Below are 15,453 nucleotides of genomic sequence, written 5' to 3'. Positions count from 1 at the left end.
TTCCCCTTGACCGATGGCAAAAGCACGGCCATGTGAGCGACGAAAAGAGTGGGATTTCGTCGTGCGTCGCGGAGTTCTTCCGCCACCTCACAGCTGATTAAGAGACCTCATGGACGTCGTCGTCGTCGAATCGCCGGCCAAGGCGAAGACAATCAACAAATATTTGGGCAAGAACTATAAGGTTCTGGCCTCGTTCGGCCATGTCCGCGATCTGCCGGCCAAGGACGGCTCGGTGCGGCCCGACGAGGACTTCGCCATGTCCTGGTCGGTCGACACCGCGTCCGGCAAGCGCCTCGCCGACATTGCCAAGGCGGTCAAGGATGCCGACGGGCTGATCCTCGCCACCGACCCGGATCGCGAGGGCGAGGCGATTTCCTGGCACGTGCTCGAAGTCCTGAAGCAGAAGCGCGCGCTGAAGGACAAGCCGGTCAGCCGCGTCGTCTTCAACGCCATCACCAAGGCCTCGGTGCTGGATGCCATGGCCAATCCGCGCCAGATCGACGCGCCGCTTGTCGACGCCTATCTGGCCCGCCGCGCGCTCGATTATCTCGTCGGCTTCACGCTTTCGCCGGTGCTGTGGCGCAAGCTGCCGGGCGCCCGCTCCGCCGGCCGCGTGCAGTCGGTGGCGTTGCGCCTGGTCTGCGATCGCGAATCCGAGATCGAGCGCTTCATCCGCGAGGAATACTGGCAGATTGCAGCCATCCTCGGCACGCCGCGCAACGACAGTTTCGAGGCGCGGCTGACCGCGTTTGCCGGCAAGAAGCTGCAAAAACTCGACATCGCCAACAAGGCTCAGGCCGACGACATCAAGGCGATGCTCGAAGGCGCGACCTTCAAGGCATTGTCGGTCGAGGCCAAGCCGACAAAACGCAATCCCGGCCCGCCCTTCACCACCTCGACGCTGCAGCAGGCCGCCTCGTCAGGCCTCGGTTTCTCGGCCACGCGCACCATGCAGGTCGCGCAAAAACTCTATGAAGGCATGGACATCGGCGGCGAGACCGCCGGCCTCATCACCTATATGCGGACCGACGGTGTGCAAATGGCGCCGGAGGCGATCGAGGCTGCCCGCAGCGCCATCGTCAGCGAGTTCGGCGCCAAATACCTGCCCGAAAAGCCGCGTTTCTACACCACCAAGGCCAAGAACGCCCAGGAAGCCCACGAGGCGATCCGCCCGACCGATTTCAAGCGCACGCCGGCTTCCGTTCGGCAATATCTCGATGCCGACCAGGCCCGGCTTTACGAGCTGATCTGGAAGCGCGCCATCGCCAGCCAGATGCAGCCGGCCGAGATCGAACGCACCACGGTCGAGATCGAGGCGGTCAACGGCGCCCGCACCGCGGAGCTGCGCGCGATCGGCTCGGTCGTCCGCTTCGACGGCTTCATTGCCGCCTACACCGATCAGAAGGACGAGGACGCCGAGGACGAGGAGAGCCGCCGCCTGCCCGAGATCCGCTCCGGCGAGCAGCTTGCCCGTCAGGCGATCAACGCCACCCAGCACACCACCGAGCCGCCGCCGCGCTACTCCGAGGCGTCGCTGATCAAGAAGCTGGAAGAGCTCGGCATCGGCCGGCCGTCGACCTACACCGCGATCCTGAAGACGCTCGAGGACCGCGACTACGTCACCATCGACCGTCGCAAGCTCGTGCCGCAGGCCAAGGGCCGGCTGCTCTCGGCCTTCCTCGAAAGCTTCTTCGAGCGTTATGTCGAATATGACTTCACCGCTTCGCTCGAGGAGAAGCTCGACGAGATTTCCGACGGCAAGCTCGCCTGGAAGGACGTGCTGCGCGACTTCTGGAAGGATTTCTCCGGCGCCGTCGACGACATCAAGGAACTGCGCGTCACCGACGTGCTCGATGCGCTCAATGAAGAGCTCGCGCCGCTGGTCTTCCCGGAGCGCGAGGACGGCTCCAATCCGCGTATCTGCCCGAAATGCGGCACCGGCAATCTGTCGCTGAAGCTCGGCAAGTTCGGCGCCTTCGTCGGTTGCTCGAACTATCCCGAATGCTCCTACACCCGCCAGCTCGGCGACGCCGCCAATCCCAATGGCGAGAACGGCAATGGCGAGGACGGCGTCAAGCTGCTCGGCAAGGATCCTTACACCGCCGAGGAAATTACCCTGCGCAGCGGCCGTTTCGGCCCCTACATCCAGCGCGGTGAGGGCAAGGAAGCCAAGCGCTCCAGCCTGCCCAAGGGCTGGACGCCCGACTCGATCGACCACGAGAAGGCGCTGGCGCTGCTGGGTCTGCCGCGCGATGTGGGAAAACATCCCGAAACCGGCAAAATGATCTCGGCTGGCCTCGGACGCTACGGCCCGTTCGTGCTGCATGACGGCACCTATGCCAATCTGGAAAGCATCGAGGACGTGTTCTCGATCGGCCTGAACCGCGCCGTTTCGGTGATCGCCGAGAAGCAGCAGAAGGGCAAGGGTGGCCGCAACGGCGCCACGCCGGCGGCGCTCAAGGAATTGGGCGATCATCCCGACGGCGGCGGCAAGATCGTCGTTCGCGACGGCAAATATGGTCCGTACGTCAACTACGGCAAGGTCAATGCGACGCTGCCAAAAGGCAAGGATCCGCAATCGGTGACGATGGAAGAAGCGCTCGCCCTGATTGCAGAGAAGGAAGCCAAGGGCGGAGGCGGCAAAAAGCCCTTCCGCCGGGCGGCGAAGAAGGGGTAGCAGGACGTGGCGCGCAGGATCTCCGGAAGAAGCCACGGCGATCCGCGCAACGCCGACACCAGGGCCAAGGTCAAGGACAACTATCGTCCGTCGCGTGACGAGGTCCTGCGCTACATCGCCGAAAATCCCGATCGTTCCGGCAAGCGCGAGATCGCCAAGGCCTTCGCGCTGCGCGGCGATGACCGCATCTGGCTGAAAGACCTGTTGCGAGACCTGCAGGATGAAGGCCTCCTCAACAAGGAGCGCAAGCGCCTCACCCGCGCGGGCGCCATCCCTCATGTCGCGGTGCTCGACATTTTCAGCCGCGACGATGACGGCGTGCTTCTGGCGAATCCGAGCGAATATACCGGCGCCGGCTCGCCCCCCGTCATCGCTATCCGCATCTCGCGCGCCGCCGGCGGCCCAGTCCCCGGCATTGGCGACCGCGTGCTTGCCAAGACTTTCCCGACCGACGATCCGTCAGGCCCTGCCTATACCGGGCGGGTGATGAAGATCTTCGAGAAGCGCAGCGACGCCGTGCTCGGCGTCTTCCGCGTGCTGAAGGATGGGACGTTCCGCATCGAGCCGGTCGAACGGCGCCAGCCGGAACTGATCGTCGACAAGGAATTCCAGAACGGCGCCAGAAATGGCGATCTGGTGGAGGTGGAGCCGGCGCGGGCATCCCGTTACGGACTGCCCCGGGCAAAGGTGCTGGCGGTGCTGGGCTCGCTGAGCAGCGAGAAGGCCGTCTCGATGATCGCCATCCACGCCCACGACATTCCCCATGTCTTTCCTGCGGACGTGATTGCCGAGGCCGAAGCGGTGAAGCCGGCGACGCTCGATCACCGCGAGGACTGGCGCAGTCTGCCGCTGGTGACCATCGATCCGGCCGATGCCAAGGACCATGACGACGCGGTCTTCGCCACGCCCGACACGGACGAGAAGAATCCCGGCGGCGTTGTCATCACCGTGGCGATCGCCGATGTCGCAACCTATGTTCGCTACGGCACGTCGCTCGACCGCGAAGCCCTGAAGCGCGGCAATTCGGTCTATTTTCCGGACCGCGTCGTGCCGATGCTTCCTGAACGCATCTCCAACGATCTCTGCTCGCTGCGCGAGGGCGAAGACAGGCCGGCAATCGCCGTGCGCATGACCTTCTCCTCGGAAGGCCGCAAACTCAGGCATTCCTTCCACCGCGTCATGATGAAGTCGGCCGCCAAGCTCGCCTACCCGCAGGCGCAGGCCGCGATCGACGGCGCGCCCGACGACAAGACACGGCCGATCCTCGACAGCGCTTTGAAGCCGTTATGGGACGCCTACGCCGTGCTCAGGCGCGGCCGCCAGTCCCGCCAGCCGCTTGAGCTCGACCTGCCCGAGCGCAAGATCCTGCTGAAGCCCGACGGCACGGTCGACCGCGTCGTCGTGCCGGAGCGCCTCGACGCGCACAAGCTCATCGAGGAATTCATGATCCAGGCCAATGTCGCGGCCGCCGAGACATTGGAGGGCAAGAAAGAGCCGCTCGTCTACCGCATCCATGACGCGCCGTCACTCGCCAAGCAGGAATCGCTGCGCGAGTTCCTGGCAACGCTCAGCCTGTCATTGGCGCGCGGCGCGCAGATGCGGCCGAGCCAGTTCAACGGCATTTTGGAGCGGGTGCGCGGCGCCGACAACGAGGCGCTGGTCAACGAAGTGGTGCTGCGCTCGCAGAGCCAGGCGGAGTACTCGCCGAAGAACATCGGCCATTTCGGCCTCAACCTCAGGCGCTACGCCCATTTCACCTCGCCGATCCGCCGCTACGCCGATCTGATCGTGCACCGCGGGCTGATCGCGGCGCTTGGCCTCGGGCCCGGCGGCCTGGCGCAGCAGGAGGCGGACCGGCTGGAAGAGGTCGCCGCGCTGATCTCGGCGACCGAGCGTCGCGCCATGGCGGCCGAGCGCGATACGGTCGACCGGCTGATTGCCGCCTATCTCGCCGAGCGCGTCAACGACACGTTCGACGCGCGCATCTCCGGCGTCACCAAGGCGGGACTCTTTGTCCAATTGCCGCAGTATGGCGCCGACGGCTTTATTCCGGTGTCAACTCTGGGCGGCGACTACTATATCTACGACGAAACCGCCCGATCGCTGTTCGGGGAACGCACCGGCAAGGGCTATCAGCTTGCCGATCGTGTCGAAGCTCGGCTGGTCGAGGTCGCGCCAATGGCCGGTGCGATGCGTTTCGAGATGCTGACCGACCCGAAGCCCCTGCCCGGCTCGAGGCGGTCGTTCCACAAGGCCAAGGGCCGCGCCCGCGCGTCGCAATCGCGTTCGGGACCGCGTGGCAGGAGACGATAATGCCAGGTAACTTTCAAGTGCAAGAACAGGTCTTCGGCGGCGAGCATCATTCGGGCCGCGTCGCGCGTCCCCTGTGGACGGCGATCAAGCGCGGGATACTCGGCCGCTGCCCGCATTGCGGCAAGGGAAAGCTGTTCCGCGCTTTCGTGAAGCCCGTGGACAAGTGCGAGGTCTGCGGCGAGGAGCTGCACCACCATCGCGCGGACGACCTGCCTGCCTATCTGGTCATCGTCATCGTCGGTCACATCGTCGTTGGCGGCTTCATGGCCGTCGAGGCCGCGTCGACGCTGTCGACCTGGCAGCACGCGATGATCTGGGTTCCGCTGACCATTATTCTGGCCGTCGCACTGCTGCAGCCGGTCAAGGGAGCTGTCATCGGCCTGCAATGGGCGCTTTATATGCACGGCTTCGGCGACGAGAAGGACGAATTCGAGAGCCATTAATTAAGTCAGGCCGCACCGCGGTCGGCCCTGGTGCAAAGGCCGCGACGCGCAAGCCACTTTCGCATCAAGAAAGTTTCCGCTAGGTCGAGCGCATGGAAGGAATGACCAAGGCGGATGTCGACAAGCTCGATAAGGGCCTGCCCGTACGCAGCGGCAGGGCGTTGCGTCCGCGTGATGCCGCGACCCTCATTTTGCTCGATCGCCGCGGCAAGGACGTTCTGGTGCTGATGGGCCGGCGCCATGCCGGGCACGCCTTCATGCCCGGAAAATTCGTCTTCCCCGGCGGCCGCACCGATCCCGCCGACAGCCGCGTTCCCGTCGCTGCCCCTCTGGGTGGTGAGGAAGAAGGCAAGCTGGCCGCAGGCCCCGGCCGTGCCAGCGCGGCGCGGGCCCGCGCAATCGCCCTGTCGGCGATTCGCGAGACCTATGAGGAAGCCGGCCTGCTGATCGGCCGCAAGGGCACCTTCTCGACCGCAAAGCGCGACTGGCAGGGTTTCGCCGAACACGGCGTGATCCCCTCGCTGGACGCGCTCCGCTTCGTCGCCCGCGCCATCACTCCGCCCAATCGCGTGCGCCGTTTCGACACGCGTTTTTTCAGCGCCTGGCGCCACGACGTTGCCGTGGAATTGCCCGGCGGCGGTCCGACGAACGAACTCGAAGAACTCGTCTGGCTGCCGCTTGCCGATGCCCGCAAGGCCGACATCCCCGACATCACCGGCATGGTCCTGGAAGAACTGGAAAGTCGGCTTGCCGAAGATCCATTGTTGCGGCCGGGGGGCGCCGTGCCGTTCTTCCGGCTCGTCCGCAACCGCTTCGTCCGCGAAGTCCTTTAGAAGCAGAGCATTTTGATCTCATGACGGTCGATACCCAACAACAGGGCGACGAACGCGTACACTGGCTGCCGATGGTCGCGGCGATCTCCTCGATCAGCGTCGTCGGCATCGCCATAGGCTTAGGCATGCCGCTGCTCAGCGTCATTCTGGAAAGCCGCGGCCATTCCGCTTCGATGATCGGTCTCAACACCGCTGTCGCCGGTCTCGCCTCGATTGCCGGCGCGCCGCTCGCTACGCCGCTTGCTATGCGGCTCGGCGTCGCCTGGACCATGCTGTTGATGATTGCCATCGGCGCGCTCGCCTTCGTCGGCTTCCATTTCGCGCCGGACTTCTGGATGTGGTTTCCGCTCCGCGTCGCCCTGCATATCTCGCTGACGGTATTGTTCATCCTGTCGGAATTCTGGATCAGCACCTCCGCCCCGCCGAACCGGCGCGGCCTTGTGCTTGGCATCTACGCCACCGTGCTGTCGCTCGGCTTCGCCGCCGGACCATGGCTGTTCGCCCATCTCGGCAGCACAGGCTTCCTGCCGTTCGGCGTCACCATAGCGCTGGTGACGCTTGCCGCCATTCCGGTGCTGGCCGCTCGCAACGAGAGCCCGAGCATCGTCGCCGACAGCGAAACCAGCCACTTCCTGCGCTATATCTGGCTGGTGCCGACCGCGACCTTCGCCGTGCTTGTTTTCGGCGCCGTCGAGACCGGCGGTTTCTCGCTCTTCCCCGTCTATGGCAGCCGTATCGGCTATTCGGAAGCCGACGCCGCGCTGCTCCTGACTATGATCGGGCTCGGCAATGTGCTTCTGCAGATCCCGATCGGCATGATCAGCGACCGCGTTTCCGACCGCCGCTACCTGCTGCTGGCCTGCGCCACGGTCGGGCTCATCGGCACGGTCTTCATGCCGTTCTTCGCACAGAACTGGCATCTGATGGCGGCCCTCCTGTTCGTCTGGGGCGGCGTCGTCGCCGCCATGTACACGATCGGCCTTGCCCATCTCGGCTCGCAGCTGTCCGGCCATGAGCTGGCATCGGCCAATGCTGCCTTCGTACTCTGCTATGGTGTTGGCATGGTGCTGGGTCCGCAGGCGATCGGCATCGGCATGGATGCCTTCGGCCCATCCGGCTTCGGCTGGTCGCTGGCCTTCTTCTTCGCCGCCTACATGGCTCTGATCCTGGTCAGGCTGGTGCGCAAGATTCTCTAGGCGATGCCGCTGAAGCGTCGGGCATCCTGACATCACCGTGTCAGCAGCACCCCTGTTATAACCTGCCTCCGACGCGAGGTAGGAGAATTGCGATGGTCGACAGCGGCTTTGAAACCAGATCCCTCAGGATGGAACTGCTTCTGCTCGTCACATTCCAAGCGCCGGCCGCCGATGTCGACCGCATCATGGAGGCCGTGGTGGCGATCACGCCGCTGCGCATGGGCAAGTATGACGCCAACGCCTATCAGTCGGCGCAAGGCATCGAGCGCTACCGGCCGCTCGAAGGCGCCGCGGCCGGCGCTGAGACCGAACTGCGCCGGCGACCCGGCACCGTCGAAGTGTCGTTCGAGATCGCCGACGACCAGGCGCTCGCCGCTCGTGTCGTCGAGGCGATATTCCAAGCCCATTCCTATCAGGAGCCCGTCATCCGCATCCAGCCACTGCTCGCCAGCCGTTCCAAGGGTCTTGACGACCGCGCCAATCCGAACCGCTGGTGGAACACCACGGGCGACTGGAAAAAGGCGGGGCAATTGGTCGAGCATAACGCTTGAGACGTGGACACGGGCCATGCCGAAATGAGGCGAAGAAGGCGCTCGGGCTTGACTTTCCGGGCGCGTTCTTTATGTGTCGCGCCAAGTTTCCCGCGTCCGGGTGTTTTCCCCGTGCTTCAGCGGCCAAAACTCCACGAACATTAACGGACGAAAATCATGGCCAAAGCCGCAAACATCAAGATCAAGCTTCTGTCGACCGCCGACACCGGGTTCTTCTACGTCACCAGCAAGAACAGCCGTACCAAGACGGACAAGCTCTCGTTCCGCAAGTACGATCCGGTCGCCAAGAAGCACGTCGAGTTCAAGGAAACCAAGATCAAGTAATCTGGTTATCCCGAGAAATCGAAACGCCGCCCTTTGGGCGGCGTTTTTGTTTTAGGAAGGACCGGACGACAAAAAGGGGGCCGGTCGGCGGTTGGCAGCGGTACGAGGAGGCCACTATGTGCCAGCGCCGGCCGGCCGACCCCACGGACCCAGGAGATGCGGCGGACCTGAGCATCATGGGGTATTTTTGGATCGAGCCGGCTACTCTACCCTCGCGCCGGCCTCGTCTTCTGTCTATGCGTCGCAGATTTGCGCAAGACCTCATAAAAATCAACCATTTCTTAACCACCGCTCACGAATCGCTTGGGTTAAGGTAAATTCGTAACCCTGTTGCAGCGCTGGAGAATCGTCGCCTTTATGCCGAGCATGTCTCCCGAAAGTGGAAACCGGTTTCAGGATAAAGACAGGCGCGTGCGGGGTCTGAAAGATCGCGACGCGTTTTAGGCAGCCTTGGCGACCACCCTGTTGCGGCCGCCGCTTTTGGCCTCATAGAGCGCCAGGTCGGCGCGCTTCATCAGCGCGGCGACGCTGTCGGTCCCTTTCAGGAGAGACGACACGCCGACGCTGACCGTGACCTCGATCGCCTTGCCGTCGGCACCGATGGCAAAAGCTGCCTGTGCGATCTCGGCGCGAATGCGTTCGGCCACCTTCTCGGCGACCGCGCCGTCGGTGTCCGGCATAACCACGACGAACTCCTCGCCGCCGAAGCGGCAGGCGAGATCGATGCCGCGCACATTCTTGCGCAGCCGCCGGGCGAACTCACGCAGAACGTCGTCACCGCCGTCATGGCCATGGGTATCGTTGATCGACTTGAAGCGATCGAGATCGGTGATCATCACCGACAAGGGCCGCCGCCGCGCCACGGCGCGATCGAACAGTGTCTGCAGATGGCTGTCGAGGTAGCGGCGGTTGTGCAGCCCGGTCAGCCCGTCGATGACCGCCATCTCGATCGTCTGGGCGACGCTGGCGCGCAACTGATCGTTGTAGCGCTTGCGCCGCACCTGTGTGCGCAGGCGCGCCGTCAGCTCATGCTGGTCGATCGGCCGGATCAGGTAGTCATTGATGCCAAGTTCCAGACCACGCAGGATGCGGCCCTCCTCGCCCTCGTCTGCGAGCAGCATGATCGGCAGGAAGCGGGTGCGGTCGAGCGAACGCAGCTGCGAGCAGAGTCTCAGCGCATCGAAGTCGGAGAAGGCAGTCGAGATCAGCACGCATTCATACGCCGTCTCGGCCGCCTGGAAGAACCCCGCATTCGGGTCGGTCGCGACATCGAGCTCGGCGGTGTTGCGCAGCATCTTCTGGATGCGTTCGACGGAAGTTTTGCGCTCGTCGATGAGCAGCACCCGCGGCTTTGCGTCTTCGGTCGCGAAATCGCGGCTCAGAAGTTCCTCGATGCCGATATTGCGCGTGGTCGAGGCGCGCAGCCTGAGCTCGTCGGTCAGCGACTTCAGCCTGACCAGGCTCTTGACGCGTGTCATCAACTGCAGGTCGTTGACGGGCTTGGTCAGGAAATCGTCTGCGCCCGCCTCGAGGCCGCGTACCCGGTCTGACACCTGGTCGAGCGCGGTGATCATGACGACAGGGATATGCGAGGTCGCCGGATCGCTCTTCAGGCGCTTGCAGACCTCGAACCCGTCCATGTCCGGCATCATCACATCGAGCAGCACGACGTCGACCTTGCCGTTCTCGCAGGTCTCGATCGCATCCGGGCCGTTATTGGCCGTCAGCACCTCGAAATACTCGGCAAGCAGCCGAACCTCCAGCAGCCGCACATTGGCGGGGATATCGTCGACGACGAGGATCCGCGCGGTCATCTCAAAACTCCGGTTCTGCTGGTCTCGGGCATCAGGCGTCGCCCAGATAGGATTTGATCGTCTCGATGAAGCGCGGCACCGAGATCGGCTTGGAAATATAGGCCTCGCAGCCGCCCTGGCGGATGCGCTCCTCATCGCCCTTCATGGCGAAGGCGGTGACGGCGATAACGGGGATCGAATGCAATTCGTCGTCTTCCTTCAGCCATTTGGTCACTTCCAGGCCGGACACTTCCGGCAGCTGGATATCCATCAGGATGAGGTCCGGCCGGTGCTGGCGCGCGAGGTCGAGCGCCTCCAGGCCATTGCGCGTGCGAACCGTTTCGTAACCGCTGGCTTCGATGAGGTCCCGAAAGAGCTTCATGTTGAGCTCATTGTCCTCGACGATCATCACCTTCTTAGCCATCAGTTTCCCGTCCCGACCGCCCTCGAAGCCGAAGGCCGTCGCAATGCGTCCCCTTCGGACCGCACCCAACCCATTTCCACTCTAGCCCAATATGATTGACGAAACGGAAACCGGAGGTTGGAAAGCTGCACCAATTCCACCTTCGGACGTTGCATGGGAAAGAGCGGAGGCTTGCCGCAAGCGACGCTTGCCGTTACTGCGGAAGGAGACTCGAAAAAATCCACCATTGCAAAGGTAACGATGGCGAACGCAGCGTCAATGCGCGAGGGAGCGGAAACCATTGCCGTCAAGGCCCTGGCCTTCGTCGCCGCCGACCCGGAGCTTCTGCCCCGCTTTCTGGCGATCACGGGCATCGAGGCGAACTCGATCCGCAGGGCCGCAGCTGAGCCGGGCTTCCTTGCCGGCGTTCTGCAATTCATCCTGGCACACGAGCCGACGCTTCTGCGCTTCGCCGAGGAAACCGGCACGCCGCCAGCCGCCGTCGGCAAGGCATTGCGCGCCCTTCCGCTCGGCGACGACGATCACGAGCGCTCGACATGAGCGACGATCCCGAGACGGCGCGGCAGATCGAAGAGCTTGCCGCGGATGACCGGCCGCTGCTGGTGCTCGACGTCGACGATGTCGTGCTCGAATTCGTCCGGCCCTTCCCGCATTTCCTGAAAACGCGCGGCTTCGGGCTGACGCTGGCTTCCTTCCGCCTCACCGGCAACATCGCCGAGACGGTGAGCGGGCGGCTGATCGAGCAGCCGGAAGTGACGGCGCTGCTCGGCGATTTCTTCGACGCCCAGGCGGACTGGCAAAGCATCGCAGAGGGTGCGGCGGACGCGCTGGCGATGCTCGGCCGAAGCGCCGAGATCGTCCTGCTGACCGCCATGCCGCACAAGCACCGCGCCGTGCGCCGTGCGCATCTCGATGCGCTGGGGCTCAATTACCCGCTGCTGACGACGGAAATGGCCAAGGGACCCGCCATCGCGAAACTGCGCGGCGTCGGGGGCCGGCCTGTCGCCTTCGTCGACGACCAGCCTTCCAACCTGGTTTCGGCGCGCAACTCCGTGGCGGATGCCCATCTCTTCCATTTGATGGCTGACAACTCGCTGCGCGCCTTCCTGCCACCGACGCCGGAAGACATTATCTCGGTCGACGACTGGTGCGATGCGACGCCAAAGATCGCGGCCGCGCTCGGGCTTTAACCCAAGCACTCAGGGCTTCAGCTTCGCTCCGGCCCCACCATTGTCGCCGCCGTCCGAATCGTCTCCGCCGGTGGAATCATCCGTTCCGTCCGCGCCGTCATCGCCTGAGTTGTCATCCTGACCGGCGCTGTCGTCCTGGGCGGCGTCCGGTCCCTTCAGCATCGCGCCGTTGACCGTGACTGATCCATCGGCCTTGGTGTTGATCGTCCACTCCAGCCGGCCATCCGGCAGCGTCTTGCCAAAGCCTTTGACGGCCAGGGCAAAGGGGAAGGCCTGCGCCATCTGCTCATCGCTTTTGGCGGCTTCCTTCAAGGCATCGACGATCTTGTCATAGCCGGCGACATCGACGGTCACGGTCGCATCGGGTTTCTCGCCGGGAAAGGTCATCTCGCCTTCCAGCGCGACTTCGATGGCGCCGTTCTTCACCGTGCTGTGCCCGATCACGACCTTCGGATTCTTGGCCTTGAAATCGGCGACCAAAGCTTTGCCGAATTCATCCGACAGCGGCGGATTCTTATTGAGATCAAAGCCTTCGATCGCCTTTTTCGCCATCGTATCGAGATCGATATTGGCGCCGCCGAAATGCAGGTCGATGTCGGTGGGCAGCAATGGGGTGGTCCATTCCGGCAGGGTCTGATGCGGGATCGTCAGACCGGCAGCCTTGATCGCGTAATCGACCTTGCCGTTCTGGGAGATGCCGTCCATGCCGAATGCGGTGCTGAATTGCGTGGCGCCGAACTTGCCGACAGGGCTGTCGACCTCGAAATTCTTGAAGCCGTAATTGCCGTCGATCCTTTCCCAGATGGGCAGCGCGGCCAGCATAAGCGATTTGAGCTCAGCCTGGTTGGCCTTGAGCTTGGCTTCATCCTCATTGGCCACGGCAAAGGCAAGCAGGTCGAGCAGCGGCTTCGTCCGCACGCCCTTGCCGTTTGCGTCCACCGAAAGTTCCGGCGTCTTCAAGGTGAGCGGAAAATTCATCCCGCTGTCGGGATCGTTCACCTTGATCATCTCGACGAAGTCCGAGACTTTCTGCGTTGCCGTGAAGTCGACGCCGCCATTGGCGGATTTGGTCGCGGTAACGGTGGCGGTGCCGGCGCCAGTCGAGACATCTGCCTGCTGCTTGGCTTGCCGCGACGTCATGGTCATTCCGGCCAATGAGCTGGTCGCGCTGGTGAAGGCGGCGAGGGCCGGATCGTAGACGCTGGTCAGCTTGCCGTCCTTGATCGTGAACTCCATGCTCTGACGGCCTTCCGGTCCTTCGAACTCGAAGGATGCGCCTTGCGAGAAATTCGACGAGACGTCCCAGGATCCGTCGCTGCGCGGCTTCACCATCAGCGCGTATGGCGCCATGTCGAATTTAACAAGCTTCTGTTCCGGCAGCGCATTGACAAGCGCCTTGACGTCAAGCGCGATCTTGTAGGCGTCGCCCTCGACCGAAACCTTGAGCACGCCCTTGTCGAACGCCTGCTTGCCGAAATAGCGCGCCAGATTGTCGGAAAGATCTTTGGCGCCTTGATTGTCGACGGTCTGGGCAAAAGCCGGCGCGCTGAGCGCGAGGGCAAAGGCAAATGGCAAAATACGCTTCACGTCAGTTCTCCGTGATTTCGGAAGACGAAATATTCATGCTTCTGGTAGGCAAGAAGCGTAACAGCCGCAAGACGCCGACTGTAGGCCAAAAGCTCATTCGGCTAAAGCGCTAGGCGCATCAGCGCCCAAAGCACAAGGCGCATCAGTACCTAAAGCACAAGGCGCATCAGCGGCCGGCCGGGCTTGCGCTCCACCAGCCTCTCGAAGCCGGCCTTCTCGAACACCCGTGACGAGCCGACGAAAAGCCCGATCGAGCGCGAATCGCGCGACAGATCGATCGGGCAGGCCTCCAGCAGCCTCGCTTTATTCTCGCGGGCGAAAGCGATTCCGCCCTCGACAAGGCGATGCGTGATGCCCCGCCCCCTCGCCCTGGGGCGGATGAAGAAGCAGGAGATCGCCCAGACGGCCGGGTCGCCGGCATCGGCGGGATCGACCGGGGCCGAGCCCCTGCCCTGATTGTTCCACTCGGGGATGTCGGCGCGCGGGCCGACCTGCATCCAGCCGACGGCCTTGCCGTCCTCGAGCGCCAAGAGCCCCGGCGGCGGGCCCGTCTCGATTCGCGCCTTGATGAGATCCTTGTTCCGCTCCTTGTCGCTGGCGCGGCGCTCCGCCGGCGACAACCGGAAATGCGTGCACCAGCAGCCGTAGCAGGCACCCTGCTTGCCGAACAGGTCCTCGAAATCGGGCCAGCGTTCAGGAGTCAGCGGTGCGATGGTCGTGCTCATGCGTTCTCCCCAGGCCAAGCTTGTTGCCAGCCTTGCGCTGTCGTACCATTGCATTTGTTCTCTTTATGTTCGCAGCGATGGCGGCTCCTGTCAACAATCCCGAACACGGTTTTTGCCGTGACTGCCTGGCGCTCCAGCGCGGCGAGACGCGTCGCTGCGATCGCTGCGGCAGCCCGCGCCTTGTCCATCACGCCGAGCTCTACCGGCTGCGGATCGCCCATATCGATTGCGACGCCTTCTACGCGGCGGTCGAGAAGCGTGACAATCCCGCGCTGAAGGACAGGCCTGTGATCATCGGCGGCGGCCGGCGCGGCGTCGTTTCCACCGCCTGCTATATCGCCCGCATCCAGGGCGTCCGCTCGGCCATGCCGATGTTCAAGGCGCTCGAACTGTGCCCCGAAGCGGTGGTGATCCCGCCCGACATGGAAAAATATGTCGGTGTCGGCCGCCAGGTGCGCGCGTTGATGCAGGCGCTGACGCCGCAGGTCGAGCCGCTGTCGATCGACGAGGCCTTTCTCGACCTCGCCGGCACCGAGCGGCTGCACGGCATGCCGCCGGCGCTGGTGCTTGGGCGCTTTGCGCAGACGGTGGAAAAGGAGCTCGGCATCACCGTTTCGGCGGGCCTCTCCTACTGCAAGTTCCTGGCGAAAATTGCCTCGGACTTCCGCAAGCCGCGCGGCTTTTCCGTGATCGGCGAAGCCGAGGCGCCAAGCTTCCTCGCCGCGCAGCCGGTGACGATGATCTGGGGTGTCGGCAAGGCGCTGGCCGCGACGCTGGAGCGCGACGGCATCCGCATGATCGGGCAGCTGCAGCGCATGGAGCGCGGCGACCTGATGCGCCGCTATGGCGTGATGGGCGACCGGCTCTACCGCCTGTCGCGAGGCGAGGACGACCGCCCGGTCGATCCGGACGGCGATGCCAAGAGCGTCTCGGCCGAAACCACCTTCGACAACGACATCGGAGCCCTGGCGGAGCTGGTGCCGGTGCTGCGCGGGCTGTCGGAAAAGGTCTCGGCCCGGCTGAAAAAATCCGGCATCGCCGGCCGCACCGTGGTGCTGAAGCTGAAGACGCAGGATTTCAAGACCCGCACCCGTAACCGCCAGCTCGGCGACCCGACGCGCCTGGCCGACCGCATTTTCCAGACCGGGCTCGACCTGCTGCGCCGCGAGGCCGACGGCACAAAATTCCGCCTGCTCGGAATCGGCGTCAGCGACCTCTCCGACGACCAAAAGGCCGATCCGCCGGATCTGGTCGACGTGCAGTCGCGCAAGCGCGCGCTTGCCGAAGGCGCGATGGACACGCTGCGCGACAAGTTCGGCAGGAAAGCCGTCGAGACCGGCTATACATTCGGCAAGGGGGGCGCCGCCAATCCGCCCGAGCCGCTGGAAGATTGAAGG

14 protein-coding genes are annotated in these 15,453 nt (G+C 64.0%); 10 read left to right on the top strand and 4 right to left on the bottom strand.

Translation table 11 applies throughout. The features are described from left to right. Positions 1 to 109 precede the first annotated feature (109 nt). The 7 genes from topA to rpmG all read left to right on the top strand — a co-directional run bounded on the left by topA (position 110) and on the right by rpmG (position 8,337). Positions 110 to 2,677 (top strand): type I DNA topoisomerase, encoded by a 2,568-nt coding sequence (topA, locus tag LB535_RS08415; RefSeq protein ID WP_224631851.1) that lies wholly within the window; start codon positions 110 to 112, stop codon positions 2,675 to 2,677. 6 nt (positions 2,678 to 2,683) lie between these two features. Continuing rightward, positions 2,684 to 4,990 carry a ribonuclease R gene (gene rnr / locus LB535_RS08410; RefSeq protein WP_224631850.1) on the top strand — a complete coding sequence of 769 codons (2,307 nt, stop codon included), beginning with the start codon at positions 2,684 to 2,686 and terminating at the stop codon, positions 4,988 to 4,990. Further along, positions 4,990 to 5,433: a DUF983 domain-containing protein gene (locus tag LB535_RS08405; protein ID WP_224631849.1), complete on the top strand. Its 444-nt coding sequence runs from the start codon at positions 4,990 to 4,992 to the stop codon at positions 5,431 to 5,433. The genes rnr and LB535_RS08405 overlap by 1 nt, the downstream gene beginning before the upstream one ends. Positions 5,434 to 5,525: 92 nt before the next feature. Continuing rightward, positions 5,526 to 6,266 carry an NUDIX hydrolase gene (locus tag LB535_RS08400; RefSeq protein ID WP_224631848.1) on the top strand — a complete coding sequence of 247 codons (741 nt, stop codon included), beginning with the start codon at positions 5,526 to 5,528 and terminating at the stop codon, positions 6,264 to 6,266. A gap of 20 nt (positions 6,267 to 6,286) precedes the next feature. Beyond that, positions 6,287 to 7,462, top strand: coding sequence for an MFS transporter (locus LB535_RS08395; protein WP_224602661.1), 1,176 nt, complete (start codon positions 6,287 to 6,289; stop codon positions 7,460 to 7,462). Between the two features lie 92 nt (positions 7,463 to 7,554). After that, a complete protein-coding gene (locus tag LB535_RS08390; RefSeq protein WP_224602663.1) occupies positions 7,555 to 8,013 on the top strand; it encodes a hypothetical protein in 459 nt (152 codons plus the stop codon). Positions 8,014 to 8,169: 156 nt separating this feature from the next. Beyond that, the gene (gene rpmG / locus LB535_RS08385; RefSeq protein ID WP_006201775.1) at positions 8,170 to 8,337 is read left to right on the top strand and encodes a 50S ribosomal protein L33; all 168 of its coding nucleotides are present in this window, start codon (positions 8,170 to 8,172) and stop codon (positions 8,335 to 8,337) included. Positions 8,338 to 8,777: 440 nt separating this feature from the next. On the opposite strand, the gene LB535_RS08380 is transcribed toward rpmG, so the two are convergent. Both LB535_RS08380 and LB535_RS08375 read right to left on the bottom strand, forming a co-directional pair. After that, positions 8,778 to 10,151, bottom strand: coding sequence for a PleD family two-component system response regulator (locus tag LB535_RS08380; protein WP_095765104.1), 1,374 nt, complete (start codon positions 10,149 to 10,151; stop codon positions 8,778 to 8,780). A 31-nt stretch (positions 10,152 to 10,182) separates the two neighbouring features. Further along, positions 10,183 to 10,554 carry a response regulator gene (locus tag LB535_RS08375; protein ID WP_027166515.1) on the bottom strand — a complete coding sequence of 124 codons (372 nt, stop codon included), beginning with the start codon at positions 10,552 to 10,554 and terminating at the stop codon, positions 10,183 to 10,185. A gap of 240 nt (positions 10,555 to 10,794) precedes the next feature. On the opposite strand from LB535_RS08375, the gene LB535_RS08370 reads away from it, so the two are divergent. After that, the gene (locus LB535_RS08370; RefSeq protein ID WP_140840333.1) at positions 10,795 to 11,094 is read left to right on the top strand and encodes a DUF3572 domain-containing protein; all 300 of its coding nucleotides are present in this window, start codon (positions 10,795 to 10,797) and stop codon (positions 11,092 to 11,094) included. Further along, on the top strand, positions 11,091 to 11,744 hold the full coding sequence (locus LB535_RS08365) for a hypothetical protein (protein WP_095765102.1): 654 nt from the start codon (positions 11,091 to 11,093) through the stop codon (positions 11,742 to 11,744). The genes LB535_RS08370 and LB535_RS08365 overlap by 4 nt, the downstream gene beginning before the upstream one ends. Before the next feature lie 9 nt (positions 11,745 to 11,753). On the opposite strand, the gene LB535_RS08360 is transcribed toward LB535_RS08365, so the two are convergent. Together LB535_RS08360 and LB535_RS08355 are read right to left on the bottom strand one after the other, a co-directional pair. Continuing rightward, entirely contained in the window at positions 11,754 to 13,331 is a 1,578-nt protein-coding gene (locus LB535_RS08360; protein WP_224631847.1) for a hypothetical protein, read from the bottom strand. Between the two features lie 149 nt (positions 13,332 to 13,480). Further along, entirely contained in the window at positions 13,481 to 14,056 is a 576-nt protein-coding gene (locus tag LB535_RS08355) for a GNAT family N-acetyltransferase (protein ID WP_224601593.1), read from the bottom strand. A 65-nt stretch (positions 14,057 to 14,121) separates the two neighbouring features. On the opposite strand from LB535_RS08355, the gene LB535_RS08350 reads away from it, so the two are divergent. After that, the gene (locus tag LB535_RS08350) at positions 14,122 to 15,450 is read left to right on the top strand and encodes a DNA polymerase IV (RefSeq protein WP_224601595.1); all 1,329 of its coding nucleotides are present in this window, start codon (positions 14,122 to 14,124) and stop codon (positions 15,448 to 15,450) included. Positions 15,451 to 15,453: the final 3 nt, after the last annotated feature.

Source organism: Mesorhizobium sp. CA10 (assembly GCF_020165285.1).
GTDB lineage: Bacteria > Pseudomonadota > Alphaproteobacteria > Rhizobiales > Rhizobiaceae > Mesorhizobium.
This window is presented reverse-complemented; position numbering and strand designations above follow the sequence as displayed.

Bases quoted from the DNA above. Each gene is read 5' to 3' on its own strand.
- topA (WP_224631851.1), top strand. From the start codon at position 110: ATGGACGTCGTCGTCGTCGAATCGCCGGCCAAGGCGAAGACAATCAAC.
- LB535_RS08405 (WP_224631849.1), top strand. From the start codon at position 4,990: ATGCCAGGTAACTTTCAAGTGCAAGAACAGGTCTTCGGCGGCGAGCAT.
- LB535_RS08400 (WP_224631848.1), top strand. From the start codon at position 5,526: ATGGAAGGAATGACCAAGGCGGATGTCGACAAGCTCGATAAGGGCCTG.
- LB535_RS08395 (WP_224602661.1), top strand. From the start codon at position 6,287: ATGACGGTCGATACCCAACAACAGGGCGACGAACGCGTACACTGGCTG.
- LB535_RS08390 (WP_224602663.1), top strand. From the start codon at position 7,555: ATGGTCGACAGCGGCTTTGAAACCAGATCCCTCAGGATGGAACTGCTT.
- rpmG (WP_006201775.1), top strand. From the start codon at position 8,170: ATGGCCAAAGCCGCAAACATCAAGATCAAGCTTCTGTCGACCGCCGAC.
- LB535_RS08380 (WP_095765104.1), bottom strand. From the start codon at position 10,151: ATGACCGCGCGGATCCTCGTCGTCGACGATATCCCCGCCAATGTGCGG.
- LB535_RS08375 (WP_027166515.1), bottom strand. From the start codon at position 10,554: ATGGCTAAGAAGGTGATGATCGTCGAGGACAATGAGCTCAACATGAAG.
- LB535_RS08370 (WP_140840333.1), top strand. From the start codon at position 10,795: ATGGCGAACGCAGCGTCAATGCGCGAGGGAGCGGAAACCATTGCCGTC.
- LB535_RS08365 (WP_095765102.1), top strand. From the start codon at position 11,091: ATGAGCGACGATCCCGAGACGGCGCGGCAGATCGAAGAGCTTGCCGCG.
- LB535_RS08355 (WP_224601593.1), bottom strand. From the start codon at position 14,056: ATGAGCACGACCATCGCACCGCTGACTCCTGAACGCTGGCCCGATTTC.
- LB535_RS08350 (WP_224601595.1), top strand. From the start codon at position 14,122: ATGTTCGCAGCGATGGCGGCTCCTGTCAACAATCCCGAACACGGTTTT.